This is a genomic window from Clostridium boliviensis (assembly GCF_033342255.1).
GTDB classification, from domain to species: Bacteria; Bacillota; Clostridia; order Lachnospirales; family Lachnospiraceae; genus Lacrimispora; species Lacrimispora boliviensis.
Map to the genome: position 1 here is coordinate 133,995 of NZ_JAWONS010000252.1, position 17,229 is coordinate 151,223.

At 43.5% G+C, this 17,229-nt stretch carries 13 protein-coding genes; 2 read left to right on the forward strand and 11 right to left on the reverse strand.

The features are described 5' to 3' along the window. Positions 1–16 precede the first annotated feature (16 nt). The 11 genes from RZO55_RS17640 to RZO55_RS17690 all read right to left on the reverse strand — a co-directional run bounded on the left by RZO55_RS17640 (position 17) and on the right by RZO55_RS17690 (position 15,499). Complete coding sequence (locus RZO55_RS17640) at positions 17–2,467, reverse strand: DNA internalization-related competence protein ComEC/Rec2 (RefSeq protein WP_336624326.1); 2,451 nt, start codon at positions 2,465–2,467, stop codon at positions 17–19. Further along, a complete protein-coding gene (locus RZO55_RS17645) occupies positions 2,416–3,417 on the reverse strand; it encodes a GerMN domain-containing protein (RefSeq protein ID WP_318065574.1) in 1,002 nt (333 codons plus the stop codon). The genes RZO55_RS17640 and RZO55_RS17645 overlap by 52 nt, the downstream gene beginning before the upstream one ends. A 16-nt stretch (positions 3,418–3,433) precedes the next feature. Next, the gene (locus tag RZO55_RS17650) at positions 3,434–4,876 is read right to left on the reverse strand and encodes a sensor histidine kinase (RefSeq protein ID WP_318065575.1); all 1,443 of its coding nucleotides are present in this window, start codon (positions 4,874–4,876) and stop codon (positions 3,434–3,436) included. A 27-nt stretch (positions 4,877–4,903) separates the two neighbouring features. Further along, the gene (locus tag RZO55_RS17655) at positions 4,904–5,770 is read right to left on the reverse strand and encodes a DegV family protein (protein ID WP_318065576.1); all 867 of its coding nucleotides are present in this window, start codon (positions 5,768–5,770) and stop codon (positions 4,904–4,906) included. Positions 5,771–5,782: 12 nt separating this feature from the next. After that, positions 5,783–7,564, reverse strand: coding sequence for an ABC transporter ATP-binding protein (locus RZO55_RS17660; protein ID WP_318065577.1), 1,782 nt, complete (start codon positions 7,562–7,564; stop codon positions 5,783–5,785). An 8-nt stretch (positions 7,565–7,572) separates the two neighbouring features. After that, a complete protein-coding gene (locus RZO55_RS17665; RefSeq protein ID WP_318065578.1) occupies positions 7,573–8,820 on the reverse strand; it encodes a hypothetical protein in 1,248 nt (415 codons plus the stop codon). 153 nt (positions 8,821–8,973) lie between these two features. Then, positions 8,974–10,512, reverse strand: a complete 1,539-nt coding sequence (gene gpmI / locus RZO55_RS17670) for a 2,3-bisphosphoglycerate-independent phosphoglycerate mutase (RefSeq protein ID WP_318065579.1) — start codon at positions 10,510–10,512, stop codon at positions 8,974–8,976. Between the two features lie 82 nt (positions 10,513–10,594). Next, positions 10,595–11,347, reverse strand: coding sequence for a triose-phosphate isomerase (gene tpiA, locus RZO55_RS17675; protein WP_318065580.1), 753 nt, complete (start codon positions 11,345–11,347; stop codon positions 10,595–10,597). A gap of 19 nt (positions 11,348–11,366) precedes the next feature. Continuing rightward, complete coding sequence (locus RZO55_RS17680; RefSeq protein WP_318065581.1) at positions 11,367–12,578, reverse strand: phosphoglycerate kinase; 1,212 nt, start codon at positions 12,576–12,578, stop codon at positions 11,367–11,369. 88 nt (positions 12,579–12,666) lie between these two features. After that, positions 12,667–13,698: a type I glyceraldehyde-3-phosphate dehydrogenase gene (gene gap / locus RZO55_RS17685; protein WP_318065582.1), complete on the reverse strand. Its 1,032-nt coding sequence runs from the start codon at positions 13,696–13,698 to the stop codon at positions 12,667–12,669. A gap of 130 nt (positions 13,699–13,828) precedes the next feature. After that, positions 13,829–15,499 (reverse strand): Na/Pi cotransporter family protein, encoded by a 1,671-nt coding sequence (locus tag RZO55_RS17690; RefSeq protein WP_318065583.1) that lies wholly within the window; start codon positions 15,497–15,499, stop codon positions 13,829–13,831. A 222-nt stretch (positions 15,500–15,721) separates the two neighbouring features. On the opposite strand from RZO55_RS17690, the gene RZO55_RS17695 reads away from it, so the two are divergent. Next, positions 15,722–16,519 carry a histidinol-phosphatase HisJ family protein gene (locus RZO55_RS17695; RefSeq protein WP_318065584.1) on the forward strand — a complete coding sequence of 266 codons (798 nt, stop codon included), beginning with the start codon at positions 15,722–15,724 and terminating at the stop codon, positions 16,517–16,519. A 33-nt stretch (positions 16,520–16,552) separates the two neighbouring features. Next, positions 16,553–17,212 (forward strand): L-serine ammonia-lyase, iron-sulfur-dependent subunit beta, encoded by a 660-nt coding sequence (gene sdaAB / locus RZO55_RS17700; RefSeq protein WP_318065585.1) that lies wholly within the window; start codon positions 16,553–16,555, stop codon positions 17,210–17,212. Positions 17,213–17,229 lie beyond the last annotated feature (17 nt).

The following is a 17,229-nucleotide window of genomic DNA, read 5'->3' on the forward strand; positions in this document are numbered from 1 at the left end:
TGTATCTCTCCTTTTCCTATCTTTTATTATACCCAGCCTTCCGATTTCCGTCAACGAAAGTTGAAAATCCAATCCTGGTTCCATCTGTTACCAGTCTTACCGCTCCGCTCTCTCCCGTCTGAAAAACCGTTACTTTCCGCCTGCGCAAGCGGTTTAATACTTCTTTATGAGGGTGTCCGTATGAATTACCCTGTCCATAAGAAATAACAGCCCAATCGGGAGATACTGAATCAAGAAATGGTTCACTGGACGAATACTTAGACCCGTGATGGGCAATTTTTAGAACATTTACTTCCCCCAGGTAATTCCCTTCTTTTTTTCCAAGAAGGCTCTGTTCCTCTGTCTCCCCCATATCTCCGGTAAACAGCATATGGCAATTTACGTAATCCATTTTAAGCACCTGGGATTCTCCGTTGATATCTGCCGGGGTTTCCTCTTTGCCGGGATAAAGGCAGGAAATGGAGAGCGCACCCATTCTCATATAATCTCCTCCTGTTATATACCGCACACTGGTTCCCCGCTTTCGTGCCAGAACTTCCAGAGACTGAATCGACTCATCCTTTCTCCCATGATAAGGCAGAAACAGATTGCCGATCCGTATGTCCTCATTATTTTCCAGAAGGTATTTTACTCCGCTTAAATGATCCAGATCCCCATGACTGACAAATGCGTAATCAATTACAGAAATACCAAGAGATTTTAAACAGGGAGCAAGTGTGTACTCTCCCAGAGACTTCTTTGACGAGCTGCCGCCATCAACCAGTATACATACGCCTTCTGTCCTCAGTAAAATCCCATCTCCCTGCCCCACATCAAGAAACCACGCCTCCAGTCCCTTTACGGGACGAGGCAGAAAAATCAGTATAGACAGAAGATAAATTCCCATTAAGAAAAGAAGCTTTCCCCAATATGGAATTAACCATTTTTCTGCTTTCTTTTTTAATAATCCGATGAAAATCATACTGCCCGTAAGAAATACCGCGTAAACTGCAAGCACCATTATGCCAGGTCTTCCCAAAATCAGATTGTTCCCTGGCATTTTACCTGCCGCTTTTAAAAGGATCTCATACAGAGACAGTATATAATGACCGGTTCCTGCAGCCGCAGTCCCACAAACAGGGCTTAAGGTGCCAAAAGCAATTACACCAAGACCGGAACAGAGAACCCCTCCCATGAGGGGAATCACCAAAAGGTTGAGTACCAGTCCGTATGGGGGCATCTGATAAAAATGAAAGGCCGTTACAGGCAGAATAATCATCTGGACAGCAAAGCAGGCAGAAAAACCCCTGGCAAGCACACCTTCCTTTCCCAGCCAGCTGCTAAGAAGAGGACCCACTCCTCCAATTGCGAAAACAGCGCCAAAAGACAGCTGCACACCACCTTGCATAATCAGATTTGGGGAATGAAGACCAAGAAGAAACAGAGCCAGCGAAGCTGCAGACAGCAAATCGTATGTTCTGCCAAGACAGGCAGCATAGAATCCGGCACACATCATTATTCCTGCTCTTATAACAGAAGGGCTGGCACCGGTTAACAAACCGTATAAAATCAGAAGAACTGTACTAAAAAGACCAGCCTCCCAAAAACCAGTTCCTGCCTTTCTCACCAATTTGTAGAAGGACAGACCTATGAGTGACATGTGAAGACCACTGATGGCAAGAAGATGTGCAATGCCGTTTTTCTGATACAGCTCCTTAATCTCATCTGAAATCCCCATTTTGTCTCCCAGTACCGCAGCCGCGAAAATCCCTGCATCTTCTTTTGAAGCATCCCGATAGAGAATCTCCTTACTGCGCATCTTTAATCCTCTCAGACACTCCAATAGCAGTGATCTGGAAGGATCCGTAACCTCAATCTCCTCTGCAGACAGGCGGAAATCCAGGCCGCGGGATTTATAATAATTTTTAAAGTTAAACTCTCCGGGATTTCTTGCCTGGGAAAAAAGCTGTATCTCTCCACGTACTGCTACAGTCTGCCCAATCGCCAATCGCTTCCAGGAAGGACCGCTTTCTTTTTTCAGGGAAACCATCAGCCCGGAAGCTTCATACGGAACTTCCTTCCATCTCCCGGACCGAAATATTCTCAACCGGTTATGCTTTAAAACAAGCTGTGTTTCTCCCTCATCTTCCTCAATGGAAGAAATTCTCCCCTGAACTTCTGTGTAACAAGATGAGATTTCATCAAGCGTCTTATCCCGCTCTCTCCATTTCTCGTTTTCCGCGTCTGCACGAGCCGCTCCCAGATAGAAAAAAATCAGAGGCAGAAAGACCCAAAGCGGGGTTCTGCCTCTTCTGCAACCATAAAAAATCATCCCGGCGGCAATCAGCGCCGGAAGATAAAGCCAAGATGTCAGTGCCAGCAGTACGGCAGTCTCTCCAAGTACAAATCCCCCTGCGATCAGACATAATGGACGCTTTATTGATTTGTTCCTCCTGTTTCTTGTGTATTTTCTGTTTCTTCTGCAGATTCCTCATTCTCTTCATTATAATCCAGATTCCGCTCAAACAGCTGGTTCAAGGAAATGGAGTCCCGAAACATCACTTCCTGGGAACCATTGACTGTGATCTGAACCTTATTGACAGATGATACCGCAGCAAGAGAATTCACGATGGAATAGATGGGAATGTATTCCTTCACATCGAGAGCATTATTTAAGAATGAAGAGTCAAAATTGATATAACAAACATTTTCATTCACAGATACATTTAACAGTTTGGTGTCCTTTGGCAGTGTCGGGTTTAATCCCGGTCTGCTGGGACCTGCTATCAGCTGTTCAATAACCAGCTTTTCCAGAGAAGTATTGATGTTATGAACCACTTCTCGTGTCTCGCGTACCAGCTTTTCCCCATTTTCATCCGAAAAATATAAAGACAGTTCCGTTTTTTCAAAAGAATTAACATTACTGATATTATCGACAAAATCCGTACTCTGCATGGGCCCGATGGGATTTCCTGCATTATCCAAAAGTGGCTGCTCTGCTGTATAGATCGTCACGTATGCGATACCGTCAATCTGCGTTAAGGTTCTGACAAGAGCCGCTCTGCACAGAATCTCCCTGGTGCTGTTCATCATGGCGTAATTATTATCAAAATACAGGTATAAAACTGTATCCTCCAGCTTATACTTCTCAAATCCCACCTTGTCCGGTACTGCTGCCTGCCGGTCCAGCTCCTTTGGTACATTGCGAAGCTGCATCATAAGATTTTTAATCTTCCAGTCCGTCTCCGTTCCCGGATCATCTGAAGGCTTCTCAGGCATAGTATATGGCTGAGGCTCCATTTTGGTCATAGCCGAATTCAAATAGTAGATCTGATAAGGCTTTCCGTTCTCTGTTTGTTCTTCAGGCGCCCTTCCTGCACAGCCGGATAAGCATATCATAGTCAGCAGGAAGATTACCATACCAGTTAATCGCTTCATCTAGTTCCCCCTGTTCCTAAGAAATGTATGTGAGGGGAATACGTACGGTAAAAGTAGTACCCTCTCCCTCTTTGCTCTGAAGCTTAATGGCACCCTGATGCATCAGGACTATCTTTTTCGTTATAGACAGCCCAAGCCCAGTGCCGCCGGTTTCTCTGGATCTGGCTTTGTCCACCCGGTAAAAGCGGTCAAATACACGTTCCTGGAATTCTTCCGAGATACCGATTCCCGAATCTGCCACCTTTATGTAGAAGAATTTATGGTCTGCATCCAGAGTCACCCGGACCCATCCACCTTCCACATTGTATTTAATAGCATTTTCCACAAGATTGCTAAGCGCAAGGGAAAGCTTCATCTCATCCACATCCGCTGTCACTTCCCGCATACTCTCAAAAGTCAGTTCGATGTTGCGCTTTCCTGCAATCGGGCGCAGACGCTTTAAAATCAGTTCCAGCAGACCGTTAATTTTGACCTGTGCTATGTTTAAGTTGGCCCCTGCGGTCTTATCCATACGCACCAGAGCAAGCAGATCATCAATAATTTTGTTCTCTCTTTCTATCTCTTCGGATATATCACTTAAAAACTCCCGATATAATTCCACCGGAGCATCCTCCATGCTCATCAGCGAATCGGCAAGAACCCGAATGGATGTAATGGGAGTTTTTAGTTCATGAGATACATTGGAAACGAACTCTTCCCTTGACTTGTCTACCGCTTTCAGCTTCTTTAAAGTGGTGTTGATGGAATCGGAAATCTGTCTGGTTTCCTTATAAATCCTGGAGCTGATATCCTCTTCCAGATTCCCCTCCGCAGCACGGTTCAGCAGCCGCTGAAGCTCACGAAAAGGCTTCATAAGAAGCTTTACAATTAACACTGCCACAATTGCAAGTATGGAAACTATCAATAGCTGCAAAAATGAGCCTTTATCCGATACTGCCACTATCCGGTTCAAAAGATCTTCCGAGGATGCCGTCACAATCATGACACCATCGATCTCCTTATCCTGACTGTTGGAATAGATAGGAATTGTCAGAGAGAAATATTTTTTTTCCTGATTATAATAGCTGCTGATTTCACCGTTGAAACAGCGGATCACCTCTTCCGACACGTTGGTTTTTCCTGCAGAAAGGGAAAAGGTATCGCTGATAATGCGGAAGCTCTTGTTAATAATTACAATTCTTCCATTAAACATATCCGCTTTTACAGACATCTCATTATCCAGAAGAGGATCTCTGGGGTCCATTGTTAAGAATCCAATCCTGGTCATCTTATTGCTTAAAATCCAGCACTGGTTCTGTATTTCCTTCATCCTGGAATCAATCAGGTTCTGCCGGAATGCGCCTAACAGAACTGCACTCCCTATGGAAACAGTCATGCTTCCAATCAGGATAAAAACAAGAATCAGGGTAACCTGCAGGCTTATGGTTGGTTTTCGTTTGAATCGTTTCTCCTCAAACATGGTCATGCCTCTCTAATCTGCTGCTTATCATAGCTCTGTTTTTTTTGTACATGTAACTGCCAGAGCACCAGGGCCGATGTGGCAGGATACGCTGAGGGAAAGGTGATCCACATAGATTTCCCCTGTTTTTGGAAACAGCTCCTGTAATTCCTGTCTAAATTCCAAAGCAGCCTCCACACTGTCTGAATGAACGACTGACATATGGGAATTGACCCCTTCCGGGTCTTGAAAGCGCTCTTCCATATCTTTTCTTACAGCAGCCACCATCATGGACTTTGCCTGCTTCATAGTTCTTGCTTTCGCGAAGGCATCAAGCTTTTCTCCCTGTATGGTAAGTACTGGTTTGATTCGAAGGAAGCTTCCCAGCAATGCTGCAGCTGGCGTGATTCTGCCGCCTCTTTTAAGATATTCCAGAGTATCCAGTGTGATATAAATAGTGGAGTCCATCTTTGTCTCCTCCAGCTTCTCCTTAATCTTCTCCGGACATATCCCTCGGTCTGCCATATCTTTAGCATCTAAAACAGACTGTCTTTGAGTCACTGAGATCCTCTGGTTGTTAACTACCAATACCTTTCCATCAAATTCCTCTGCCAGCACGGTTGCTGTCTGGCATGAGCTGCTTAATCCACTGGACATGGGGATGTGCACAATGGCATCATAATCTTTTAACAGTTCAGTCCATAAATCCATTAATTCACCGGGAGACGGCTGAGAAGTGGATATATCTGCACCGCTTTTCAGCTTTTCATAAAACTCCTGCTGGCTTAAGCTGATATCCTCATAATACATCGCTCCATCCATCATAAATGGCATGGGAATGACATAAATTCCAGCTTCCTTCCCCTGTTTCTGGGTAATTCCACTGTTGCTGTCTGTAACAATCGCTACTTTCATTCCGGCTCTCCTCTATTTCTCCAATTCAGTATTCTTCTCTGCTTCGCTCACAGATGTATAAAGCTGGTAATACATGCCCTTATTTAAAAGCAGTTCTTCGTGGCTTCCTTCTTCCAAAATCCGGTTATCTGACAAAACCAAAATCCGGTCAGCATTCTGTATCGTCGTCAGACGATGTGCAATTGTCACAGTTGTCCTTCCCTGGGAAAGCCGCTCTAATGACTGGGAAACCAGCTGTTCGCTCTCATTATCAAGTGCGGATGTAGCCTCATCCAGAATCAGAACCGGCGGATTCTTCAGGAAAACTCTTGCAATGCTGATCCGCTGCTTCTGTCCTCCGGAAAGCTTTACCCCCCGCTCTCCTACATATGTATTATATCCGTCCTTTAATCCGGCAATAAATTCATGGGCTCCTGCCATTTTAGCTGCTGCTGTCACATCGTCCATAGAAGCGCCCGGACGGCCGTATTCGATGTTTTCAAATACAGTTCCTGAGAATAAATAAACGTCCTGCTGCACCACACCTACCGTGCTTCTTAAACTCTTAAGGGTAACTTCACGGATATCCTGGCCATCAATGGAAATTCTTCCCTCTGTGGGATCATAAAACCGGGGAACAAGACTGCAAAGAGTTGTCTTTCCTCCACCGGAAGGTCCTACCAAAGCTACTTTTTCTCCCGGCCTGATTGTTAAATTGATATGAGACAGGACAGGATTGCGATCGTCAGGATATTCAAAAGAGACATTTTCAAAGGAGATCTCCCCTTTCGTATCCGCAAGAGGTTTTGCACCTTCTTCATCAAATATGTCTATATTGGCATCCATCAGCTCCATGAAACGGTCAATTCCTGTTATCCCCCTCTGAAACTGCTCCGCAAATTCAATGATTCTTCGTATGGTAGCCAGCAGCGTGCTGACATAAAGAGTATAAGCCACAAGATCACCCGGCTCAATAAAACCCTTAATCATAAAAATACCGCCTGCAACGATCACTACCACATACATCAGGCCATCAAACATCCGGATGGTATTCTGGAAAGCAGCCATATATTTATAAGTTTTTCTTTTGATCTCTAAAAATTTCTGGTTATCACGATTGAATTTTTCTATCTCAATCCTTTCATTTGCAAACGCTCTTACCACCCTGTTACCCAGCAGGCTGTCCTCAATCCTGGCATTCAGTTCACCAATGTGATTTCTCTGGTGTTTGAATGCTTTTCTTACTTGTATGTTAAAATAAGTACAGGATATTGCCATAACCGGAATCAGCAGGAAAATAATCAGAGTCAGCCATAAGTTGATCCCAGACAGAATTATAAACGAAACTACGGTTTTTAAAAATGCAATAAAAAATTCTTCCGGACAGTGATGGGCAAATTCAGTCACGTCAAATAAATCGCTGGTAATCCGTGACATAATCTGCCCGATCTTGGTGTTATTAAAATAATTATCTGAGAGCTTCTGCAGATGCCCGAACGCATCTTCTCTCATATCCGTCTCTATGGCAGCGCCCATCACATGTCCTGTATATGCCATGTAAAAGCTGGCCATACCATCTATAATCCTCAGTCCGAAATAGAGTGCCCCGATACTGACAATGGTACGAATAGTCAGTGCCGATAAATCCCTAAGCCCCTGATTAGTAATGTAGCGCAGGATCAGGGGCAAAACCATCTCACAAATGGTGGTCAGGGATGCACAGAATAAATCCATTAACATAATATTTGTATATTTTTTATAATAAGGCACAAAGCGCTTCAGTAATACGCTTGTTTTCATCTCTTTTTGATTCATACATTCCTCTACTCTGTAATACGAATATTTTTAATCAGTTCCAAAGCCCAGTCTCTCTCCCCCGGTTTTCTGCTAACAATATTTATATTCATACGCTGGTCTTTATAAAGTACCTGGGCAGATACTCCATATCTGGTTTCTCCCGGCTTCACCTCCGGTTCATAAAACGCAACCCTGACCCTCGCTTTATTCAGTTCAAAATCCAGTATCTTCTCCGCCTTCCCCTGTTCAAACCACTGGGGTTTAAATTCCGCCTGACGTCCAGCAAAAACTGCGGCATAGATATAGTAATCATGACCGCCGTAGTCCCTTCCGTCATAATAATGATCAATTGCGCTGCTGTCTTCCTCGTCATACAAAAAATTTCCCGGAATTGCAAAACTCATATTGCCAATTTTTCTATAAACCAGATGCTTTCTGCAGCCAATGGAATCGTCAATATCCATTAGATTCACTGGATCCATCTCCATGGGGGTGTGATCATCAAGATTGCAGATATTAAGATAGGTTTTTTGCGGAAACGGAATATCCGGATCCAGAATATACGCCTTTTCAAGAAGCTCTATAATTCTTTGATTTACATAAAAATCCTGGGTGCTCCGCTGGGAGGGCATAAAATAGCAGGACTGGTTTAACAGTACCAGTGCACTGTTCCTGTAATATCTCGCGTCCTTTACCGGCTCATTCCATATAAAAAAATCCTTTGCAAATGCAACGCTCATTCCAGAATGAACCATCCCGGATATCTCTTTTAAGGAAAAAGAACGGATATGAGTAATCAGCTTTCCTTCCTGTCTGGATGGAATGTAGTAAATGGCAGGCCAGCAAAACATGTATTCCCCTTTTTCATCCCAACCGGATACCAGATCCATCAAATCAGAAAACCATTGATAGAAATACTTCTGTCTCATGGCAAGAAAATCTCTTTTTAAGAAATAACCGGTCCGGTCTTCTACCTTCAGCTTTAGCTTCTTTTCCAGGGCAGCGCACTCCAAAAACTCTACCACTGCAGCATGAAACCCAGGCCCCGCAATGTTTGTCTGGCTCTCTCCCTGAAGCTTACGTTTATTCCAGTTAAACCAGATATATCCTTCCGGACATAGTTGGACAAGCAGCATTCCTTCAACGCGAAAACACTGATATCCCATTTTCTTTGCCAGCTCCTTCACCATAAGCTCCGCAGACTGACAGTTCCAGGCAAAACCGGAAAATATTCTTTTCTTGGGCTCCAAAGAAAATCTGATTCTTACACTCATCTGAAATCCTTCCTAACATACCTTTCTATATTCTATCGTATTTTTGTTAGAAATGGAAGCACAAAACGCATAAGGACAAAGTTATTTTCATTCTTTTGAAAAAAAGAAGGCCACCCGGTGCGTAAACCGGGAAGCCCTCTTATTATACATACATTACCGGACGAGCAAGGATTTGCCTGTCATCTCTTTCGGCTGCTCCATACCCATCAGTTCAATTAAAGTCGGTGCAATATCTGCAAGACACCCACCCTCTCTTAACTTGAGGGCCGGATCCGCATTAACAAGAATGAAAGGTACCGGATTGGTTGTATGGGCTGTAAACGGTTCTCCCGTCTCATAATCCAGAAGCTGTTCTGCATTACCATGATCTGCACAGATAAAGAGAACACCGTTAATCTCCTTTACTGCATCCACGGTTCTTCCCACGCATGCATCAACCGTTTCGATGGCTTTAATTGCCGCATCTTCAATACCGGTATGTCCTACCATGTCAGGATTAGCAAAATTAACAATAATTACGTCGTATTTGCTGGAGGTTATAGCCTCTGCCAGCTTGTCGCAGACAACTGGTGCACTCATCTCAGGCTGTAAATCATAGGTTGCAACCTTGGGTGAAGGAACCAAAATGCGGTCTTCTCCCTTATTAGGTTCTTCCACACCGCCATTAAAGAAAAAGGTTACATGGGCATATTTCTCTGTTTCAGCAATTCTGGCCTGAGTCATGCTGTGGTCGGCAAGGAACTCTCCAAATGTATTAACAATGGATTCCTTTTTAAACGCAACCAGCTTATTTTTAATTGTATCATCATAATCAGTGAAGCATACATAGGTCAGATTGAGACGTTTCTCTCTCTCAAAACCGCTAAATTCATCATCGCAGAACGCTCTTGTTAGTTCCCTTGCACGGTCAGGACGGAAGTTGAAGAAGATAACGGAATCACCATCTTTAACTAATGCAACTGGTGCTCCATTCTCTGTCACTACAAAAGGTTCCACAAATTCATCATTCTTGCCTGCATCATAGGAAGCCTGGATTCCAGCAGCGGCTGACTCAGCATGGTTTCCTTCGCCCTTTGTCAATGCATCAAAAGCCCGTTTCACACGATCCCAGCGGTTATCTCTGTCCATTGCATAGTAGCGGCCGGAAACAGATGCGACTTTGCCTACTCCAATTTCTTTCATTTTCGCTTCCAGCGCTTCTACGAAGCTCTTGCCTGAAGCCGGTGGTGTATCACGGCCATCCAGGAAGCAATGAACATACACTTTCTCAAGACCGTTTTTCTTAGCCAGTTCCAAAAGTCCATAGATATGGCTGATGTGGCTGTGAACTCCGCCGTCTGATACCAGACCCCACATATGAAGGGCTGAATTATTCTTTTTGCAATTCTCCACTGCCTTTAAAAATTCAGGTACATTAAAAAAGTCACCATCTGAGATGGACTTCGTAATTCTGGTCAGTTCCTGGTATACGATGCGTCCTGCACCCATATTTAAATGTCCAACCTCTGAATTTCCCATCTGTCCGTCCGGAAGACCAACTGCCAGACCGCTGGCATTGCCTTTTACGAACGGGCACTGGCTCATCAGCTGATCCATCACTGGAGTTTTGGCCTCGCAGACAGCATTATGGTCACAGTTGTCATTTAACCCGTAACCATCAAGTATCATTAATACAACCGGTTTTTTGCTCATAACTAGTTCTCCTTTTCCTAATGTTAATTCTGCCGCAAAAAGCTGCTTCCTGCCTGAAGGCAGACAGGAAGCAGCAGCTGTGTTATTTCTTATAATTAACAATATTGCCGAAATCCGGTTTTAAGGAAGCGCCTCCTACAAGACCGCCGTCAATATCCGGCTGTGCAAACAGCTCCGGTGCACTGCCGGCAGATACAGAACCGCCATACTGAATACGGATCGCTTCTGCAGTTGCCTCATCATAGATTTCAGCGATGCAGGAACGGATAGACTGGCATACTTCCTGGGCCTGCTCAGTCGTTGCAACCTTTCCTGTACCGATCGCCCAGATAGGCTCATATGCGATCACTGCCTCAGCAGCGTCCTTAGCCGGAATATTTAAGAATGCAATCTTTATCTGCTGACGGATCCAGTCAATGGTGATCCCCTGTTCTCTCTGGGTAAGAGATTCGCCGCAGCAGATAATCGGAGTGATGCCGTACTCAAATGCCTTGAGAGCCTTTTTGTTCACAGTTTCATCTGTCTCTGCAAAATACTCTCTTCTTTCTGAGTGTCCGATCACCACGTACTTTACACCTGCATCTTTTAACATAGCCGGTGAAATCTCTCCGGTATAAGCGCCCTTATCTTCATAATACATGTTTTCAGCGCCGATGTTAATGTTGGAACCTTTTGCTGCCTCCATGGCAGGAATGATATCAATCGCCGGCACGCAAAATACAACATCTACCTCATCATTCACCACCAGTGGCTTCAATGTATTGACAAGCTCCACCGCTTCGGTGGGAGTCATGTTCATTTTCCAGTTGCCTGCAATAATTTTTTTTCTGGACATAAAATAACCTTACCTTCCGCTATTTGTTATCTGCTGCTGCAACACCTGGGAGTTCTTTTCCCTCCAGGAATTCTAAGGATGCTCCGCCTCCGGTAGAGATATGAGTCATCTTATCTGCAAATCCCAGTCTCTTCACCGCATTTACAGAATCACCGCCGCCAATAACAGTAGTAGCATCACTCAGTTCTGCAACTGCACGGCATACTTCCAAAGTACCCTCTGCGAAATTGGAAAATTCAAATACACCCATCGGTCCGTTCCATACAACAGTCTTAGCGCCTTTTAAAGCTTCCTTAAACAGTTCAATGGTCTTCGGTCCGATATCAAATCCTGACCAGCCTGCATCAATGGATTCTACCACTTTACGCTCTGTATCGTTGGAGAATTCCTTTCCTTCCACATTATCGACAGGAAGAAGCAGTTTCACACCTTTCTGCTCTGCTTTTTTGATCATCTCCAATGCGTAATCAACCTTATCTTCTTCACATAAAGAATTTCCGATTTCCTTACCCTGAGCCTTTTCAAAGGTATAAGCCATTCCGCCGCCGATAATTAAAGTATCAACCTTGTCAAGAAGGTTGTTGATTACATTGATCTTATCGGAAACCTTTGCACCGCCCAGGATAGCCACAAAAGGACGTACCGGAGTCTCAACTGCCTGTCCCAGGAACTTAATTTCTTTTTCCATCAAGTATCCGACTACATTCTCAGATGTATATTTGGTTACTCCCACGTTGGAGCAATGTGCTCTGTGAGCAGTACCAAATGCATCGTTAACAAAGATTCCATCACTCAGAGAAGCCAGTTCTTTTGCATATTCTTCTGCATTCTCATCTTTGCCGTATTTGGTCTCTTCTACTCTATAGCGGGTATTCTGAAGAAGAAGAACTTCTCCTTCCTTTAACTCAGCAGCAACCTTTAAGGTCTCAGGACCAGTTACCTTTGGATCATTAACAAATTTCACCTCTACGCCAAGACGCTCACTTAATGCAGGAGCAACTGGCTCCAGAGACATCTCAGGAAGCGGCTCACCCTTTGGTTTACCCAGATGAGAACATAAAATAACTTTCGCACCCTGGTCAAGAAGCTTCTTAATAGTAGGGATTGCACCATCGATACGGTTATAGTTCTGAATAACACCATCCTTTAACGGCACGTTAAAATCACATCTTACCAGTACCTTCTTACCCTTTAATCCGGTTAAATCATCAACTGTTTTCTTATTAAGCATCTTTTTATGCTCCTTTCAGACTCTGTTATTTTAACTTTCAAAAATACAAAAGGCCCGGTCCTTTCCGACCGGACCCTTCGTGGATCTTTTAGCCTAATTCAGCAAAGTACTTAATTGTACGAACCATCTGGCTTGTATAGGAATTCTCGTTGTCATACCAGGAAACAACCTGTACCTGATATAAATCATCACCGATCTTGGAAACCATAGTCTGAGTTGCATCGAATAAAGAACCAAATCTCATTCCGATTACATCAGAAGAAACGATCGGATCTGTGTTGTAACCGAAAGACTTGCTTGATGCTGCCTTCATAGCTGCATTGATTCCTTCTGCAGTTACATCAGAACCCTTAACAACTGCTACTAAGATGGTGGTAGAACCTGTAGGAACCGGAACACGCTGAGCGGAACCGATTAATTTGCCGTTTAATTCAGGAATAACAAGACCGATTGCCTTAGCAGCTCCGGTAGAGTTTGGTACGATGTTTGCTGCACCAGCTCTTGCTCTTCTTAAATCACCTTTTCTGTGTGGTCCGTCAAGGATCATCTGATCGCCTGTGTAAGCATGAATGGTGCTCATGATACCAGACTGAATCGGAGCATAGTCATTTAATGTCTTTGCCATAGGAGCAAGACAGTTTGTTGTACAGGAAGCAGCGGAGATGATCTTGTCATCTGCTGTTAATACGTTCTCGTTTACGCTGAATACTACAGTTGGCAGATCATTGCCGGCTGGAGCAGAGATAACTACTTTCTTAGCGCCTGCATTGATATGAGCCTGAGATTTTTCTTTGGAGCAATAGAAACCAGTACACTCAAGTACTACGTCTACGCCGATCTCACCCCAAGGAAGATTTGCAGCATCTTTCTCTGCGTAAATTTTGATGGTTTTTCCATCAACTGTAATAGAATCCTCAGAAGCCTCTACTGTATGAGCATTCTCACCATAATAACCAGCATATCCGCCCTGAGCTGTATCATATTTTAATAAATGTGCTAACATCTTTGGATCTGTTAAATCGTTAATAGCTACTACTTCATAACCCTCTGCGCCAAACATCTGTCTGAAAGCAAGACGGCCAATACGTCCGAAACCGTTAATCGCAACTTTTACTGCCATAATTCAATTCCTCCTAAGAATAAAATTAAAAAAGTGATCGTTAAATATTAATCAACTACCGTTTATTTTACCTAATATTCCAGTAAATAGCAAGTCCTTTTTTTATTTTTATCATTTCATCACATTAATCTTACATTTCGTTCTTGACATATCCGGCAAGATTATAAGCATGATCTGAAATGCGTTCCAGGTTGCTGATCAGGTCCAGAAATACGACTCCTGCGGAGCTGTTGCACTCCCCTGTGGAGAGACGTTCAATATGTTTTTCCCTTAATTCTTCCTCCAGTGCATCGACTTCATCTTCGTACTGGATCACCTTACGGACTTCATCCATATCACCTCTTCTCCTGGCATCTATGGAATGGGAAAACGACTGGGAAGCCGCCTGGCAGATTACCTTAAGATCCGATATTCCTGTCTCGGAAAATGTCACTTCATGCTCCGACATATACTGGGCCTGTTCTGCCAGGTTTTCTGCATGGTCACCGACACGCTCAATATCATTAATACTGTAAAACAGGTTGTTGACTATTATTTTCTGTTCCTCTGTCAAAGACAGATTGTTGATTTTGACCAGATATTCCGTCAGCATCTTTTCCATATTATTAATCGTCTTCTCTGTTTTATACACCTCCTTTGCTTTATTTACATTTTTTGTGAGAACCGCATCAGTGGCAAGTAATACATTTTCCATAGCAATCTGCCCCATATGAACCACTTCCATAGCTGCTGTTTCCACAGCAAATGCAGGTGTTTCAAAAATTCTTTCATCCAGATGCTTCATAGTTTCACTTTCCTGATCCCTGTCTTCCTCCAAATCCTCTTTCTCAGCCGGCACCACAATACCGGATAACTTCACCAGCTGATTGGCAAATGGAAACAGAATCAGGGTATTGGTTAAATTAAATATAGTGTGGAAAATAGAAATCTGTACTGCAGTAATGTTATGACCTGCTATCTGTGGCAATGCTATAAAAATAAAAAAGGAGATTATACCAAATAATGTTGAGCCAATGATATTAAACGAAAGATGAATTACTGCCGCCCGTTTTGCCGTTCTGGAACTGCCGATGCAGGAGATCAATGCAGTAACGCAGGATCCGATATTCTGTCCGAGAGTGATAAAAATAGCTGCATTGGTTGTAACCACTCCATTCATGGCAAGCGTCTGTAAGATACCAACAGAAGCGGATGAACTCTGTAAAAGAGCTGTCACCAGTGCTCCGATCATCATTCCGAGAAACGGATTATTTCCGAGAACACGAAATGCCTCTGAGAAAATAGGAGCATCTGTATAAGGTGAAATTGCACCTGACATAAAATCAAGTCCGATAAACAGCATGCCAAGTCCCACCAGTATCTCACCAATGGTTCTGGTCTTCTGTTTCTTCGCAAACAGAAGAAGAACCGCTCCGATACCGACGAGAAGCGGGGCTGAGAAGGAGGGCTGAAATATAGAAAATGCATCTCCCAGCTGATTCATGGAAACGATCCACGCTGTAATGGTGGTTCCTATGTTCGCACCCATAATTACGCCCACAGCCTGAGTCAGATTTAAAACTCCTGCACTTACGAAACCGACAACCATAACAGTTGTAGCTCCGCTGCTCTGGATAATGGCTGTAATCAGCGCGCCGAGAAGCACTGCCATAATCCGGTTGTTTGTAAGCATTCCTAGAAACTGGCTCATTCGGCTGCCTGCGCTTTTTTGCATACCGTCTGCCATGGTATTCATACCATACAGAAACAGTCCCAGCCCTCCGATAAATCCAAACAGACTCGCTATGTCATTGACCGACATTTGTTACCTCCTTGTAACCGCTATGTATTTTTTTCTGCAGATCCATGGTCTGATACAAACCTGCACCGTTTAAAATAATAACATAGAAGGATTTCTTTTTTCAACGCTTTTTATAATTTATGTAAAGTTTTGATGAATTTTAGGTAAAACCGTCGCATGGGATCATTGCATTTCTTTTATTGATTGTTTATAATGAACTTAATTTTTGGAAAGGAGAACCCAATGCTGCCAGATTATCACTTTCATTCAGATTTTTCAGGTGACTCCAATACTCCTATAAGAAGCCAGATTGAGCAGGCTTTATTACTTGGAATGAAATCCTTATGTGTAACGGACCATCATGATTATGATGTGGACTCACCCATTGACTTTACCTTAGATCTGGACTTATATTTTCATACTATGTCCCAATTGAGGGAAGAATATAAAAACCGTATTGATTTACGTATCGGTATCGAGCTTGGACTGCAGCCTCATTTATCCCGTTATTACAAAGAACTGCTTAATCGTTATGATTTTGATTATGTGATTGGATCCACCCACTTTATCAACCGAAAGGATGCCGCCTATCCGGAATTTTTTGAAGGAAAGCGGGAGGAAGAAGCATATCTTCAGTATTTTGAGGCGACACTGGATAATGTAAGAATTCCGGATGCCTATGATACTGCCGGACACATGGACTATATTGTCCGTTACGGACCGAATAAAGCTGCTTTTTACAGCTATCAGGCCTACCAGGAAATCATTGATCAGATATTAAAAACTGTCATTGAAATGGGTAAAGGTATCGAATTAAATACCGCAGGCTTTCGAAAAGGTCTCGGACAGCCTAACCCCTCCGGAGATATCTTAAAACGTTACCGGCAACTGGGGGGTGAGATTATTACAATTGGATCGGATGCTCACATACCGGAAGACCTAGGCGGTGATTTTCAGACTGGAACGGAGCTGTTAAGGCACTGTGGATTTACCTATTATACAGAATTCAAGAAAAGAAATCCGGAATTTAAACCACTCTGATGCAGTTAAGACAAAACGAATTGGAGAATTAACATGAATGTATTTGATATCTTGGGGCCCGTAATGATCGGCCCCTCCAGCTCCCATACAGCAGGCGCTGCGCGGATCGGTAAGACTGCTGCGCTTCTTCTTGGAGAGCCGGTAGTAAAAGCGGATATTCTGTTTCACGGTTCTTTTGCAAAGACCTTTAAAGGCCACGGCAGCGACAAAGCTATTGTTGGGGGAATTTTAAAGTATGATCCCTGGGACCCCGGGATCAGAACCAGCCTGGAAACCGCCGGCAAACTGGGGATAGTTATAGACATTCATACGGGTATCATTGAAAATGCCCATCCCAATACAGCACTGGTAACTCTGACCGGAGCAGACGGGAAAATTCTTTCTGTTCAGGGTTCTTCCATTGGAGGCGGCAATATTGAGATTACCAGAATTAATGATATGGAAGTATATTTTACGGGTCAGAAAACCACATTAATTGTGATGCATCAGGACGTTCCCGGTATTATTGCCAATGTCACAAACCTGGTTGCTGCAGGGTATGCCAATATCTGCAGTTTCCGGTTAAACCGACAAGAAAAAGGTGGAATTGCAATCATGATTATTGAAACAGATTCTGATATCGACCCTTCTCTGGTTTCACAAATCCGGGAGCTTTCCTATGTTTATAATACAATTCTTTTAAAACTGGGCTGAAAGAATCAGCAGGTAGG

Bases quoted from the DNA above. Each gene is read 5' to 3' on its own strand.
- gap (WP_318065582.1), bottom strand. From the start codon at position 13,698: ATGGCAGTAAAAGTTGCGATTAACGGTTTCGGACGTATTGGCCGTCTT.
- gpmI (WP_318065579.1), bottom strand. From the start codon at position 10,512: ATGAGCAAAAAACCGGTTGTATTAATGATACTTGATGGTTACGGGTTA.
- sdaAB (WP_318065585.1), top strand. From the start codon at position 16,553: ATGAATGTATTTGATATCTTGGGGCCCGTAATGATCGGCCCCTCCAGC.
- RZO55_RS17655 (WP_318065576.1), bottom strand. From the start codon at position 5,770: ATGAAAGTAGCGATTGTTACAGACAGCAACAGTGGAATTACCCAGAAA.
- RZO55_RS17660 (WP_318065577.1), bottom strand. From the start codon at position 7,564: ATGAATCAAAAAGAGATGAAAACAAGCGTATTACTGAAGCGCTTTGTG.
- RZO55_RS17690 (WP_318065583.1), bottom strand. From the start codon at position 15,499: ATGTCGGTCAATGACATAGCGAGTCTGTTTGGATTTATCGGAGGGCTG.
- RZO55_RS17650 (WP_318065575.1), bottom strand. From the start codon at position 4,876: ATGTTTGAGGAGAAACGATTCAAACGAAAACCAACCATAAGCCTGCAG.
- RZO55_RS17665 (WP_318065578.1), bottom strand. From the start codon at position 8,820: ATGAGTGTAAGAATCAGATTTTCTTTGGAGCCCAAGAAAAGAATATTT.
- tpiA (WP_318065580.1), bottom strand. From the start codon at position 11,347: ATGTCCAGAAAAAAAATTATTGCAGGCAACTGGAAAATGAACATGACT.
- RZO55_RS17680 (WP_318065581.1), bottom strand. From the start codon at position 12,578: ATGCTTAATAAGAAAACAGTTGATGATTTAACCGGATTAAAGGGTAAG.
- RZO55_RS17645 (WP_318065574.1), bottom strand. From the start codon at position 3,417: ATGAAGCGATTAACTGGTATGGTAATCTTCCTGCTGACTATGATATGC.
- RZO55_RS17695 (WP_318065584.1), top strand. From the start codon at position 15,722: ATGCTGCCAGATTATCACTTTCATTCAGATTTTTCAGGTGACTCCAAT.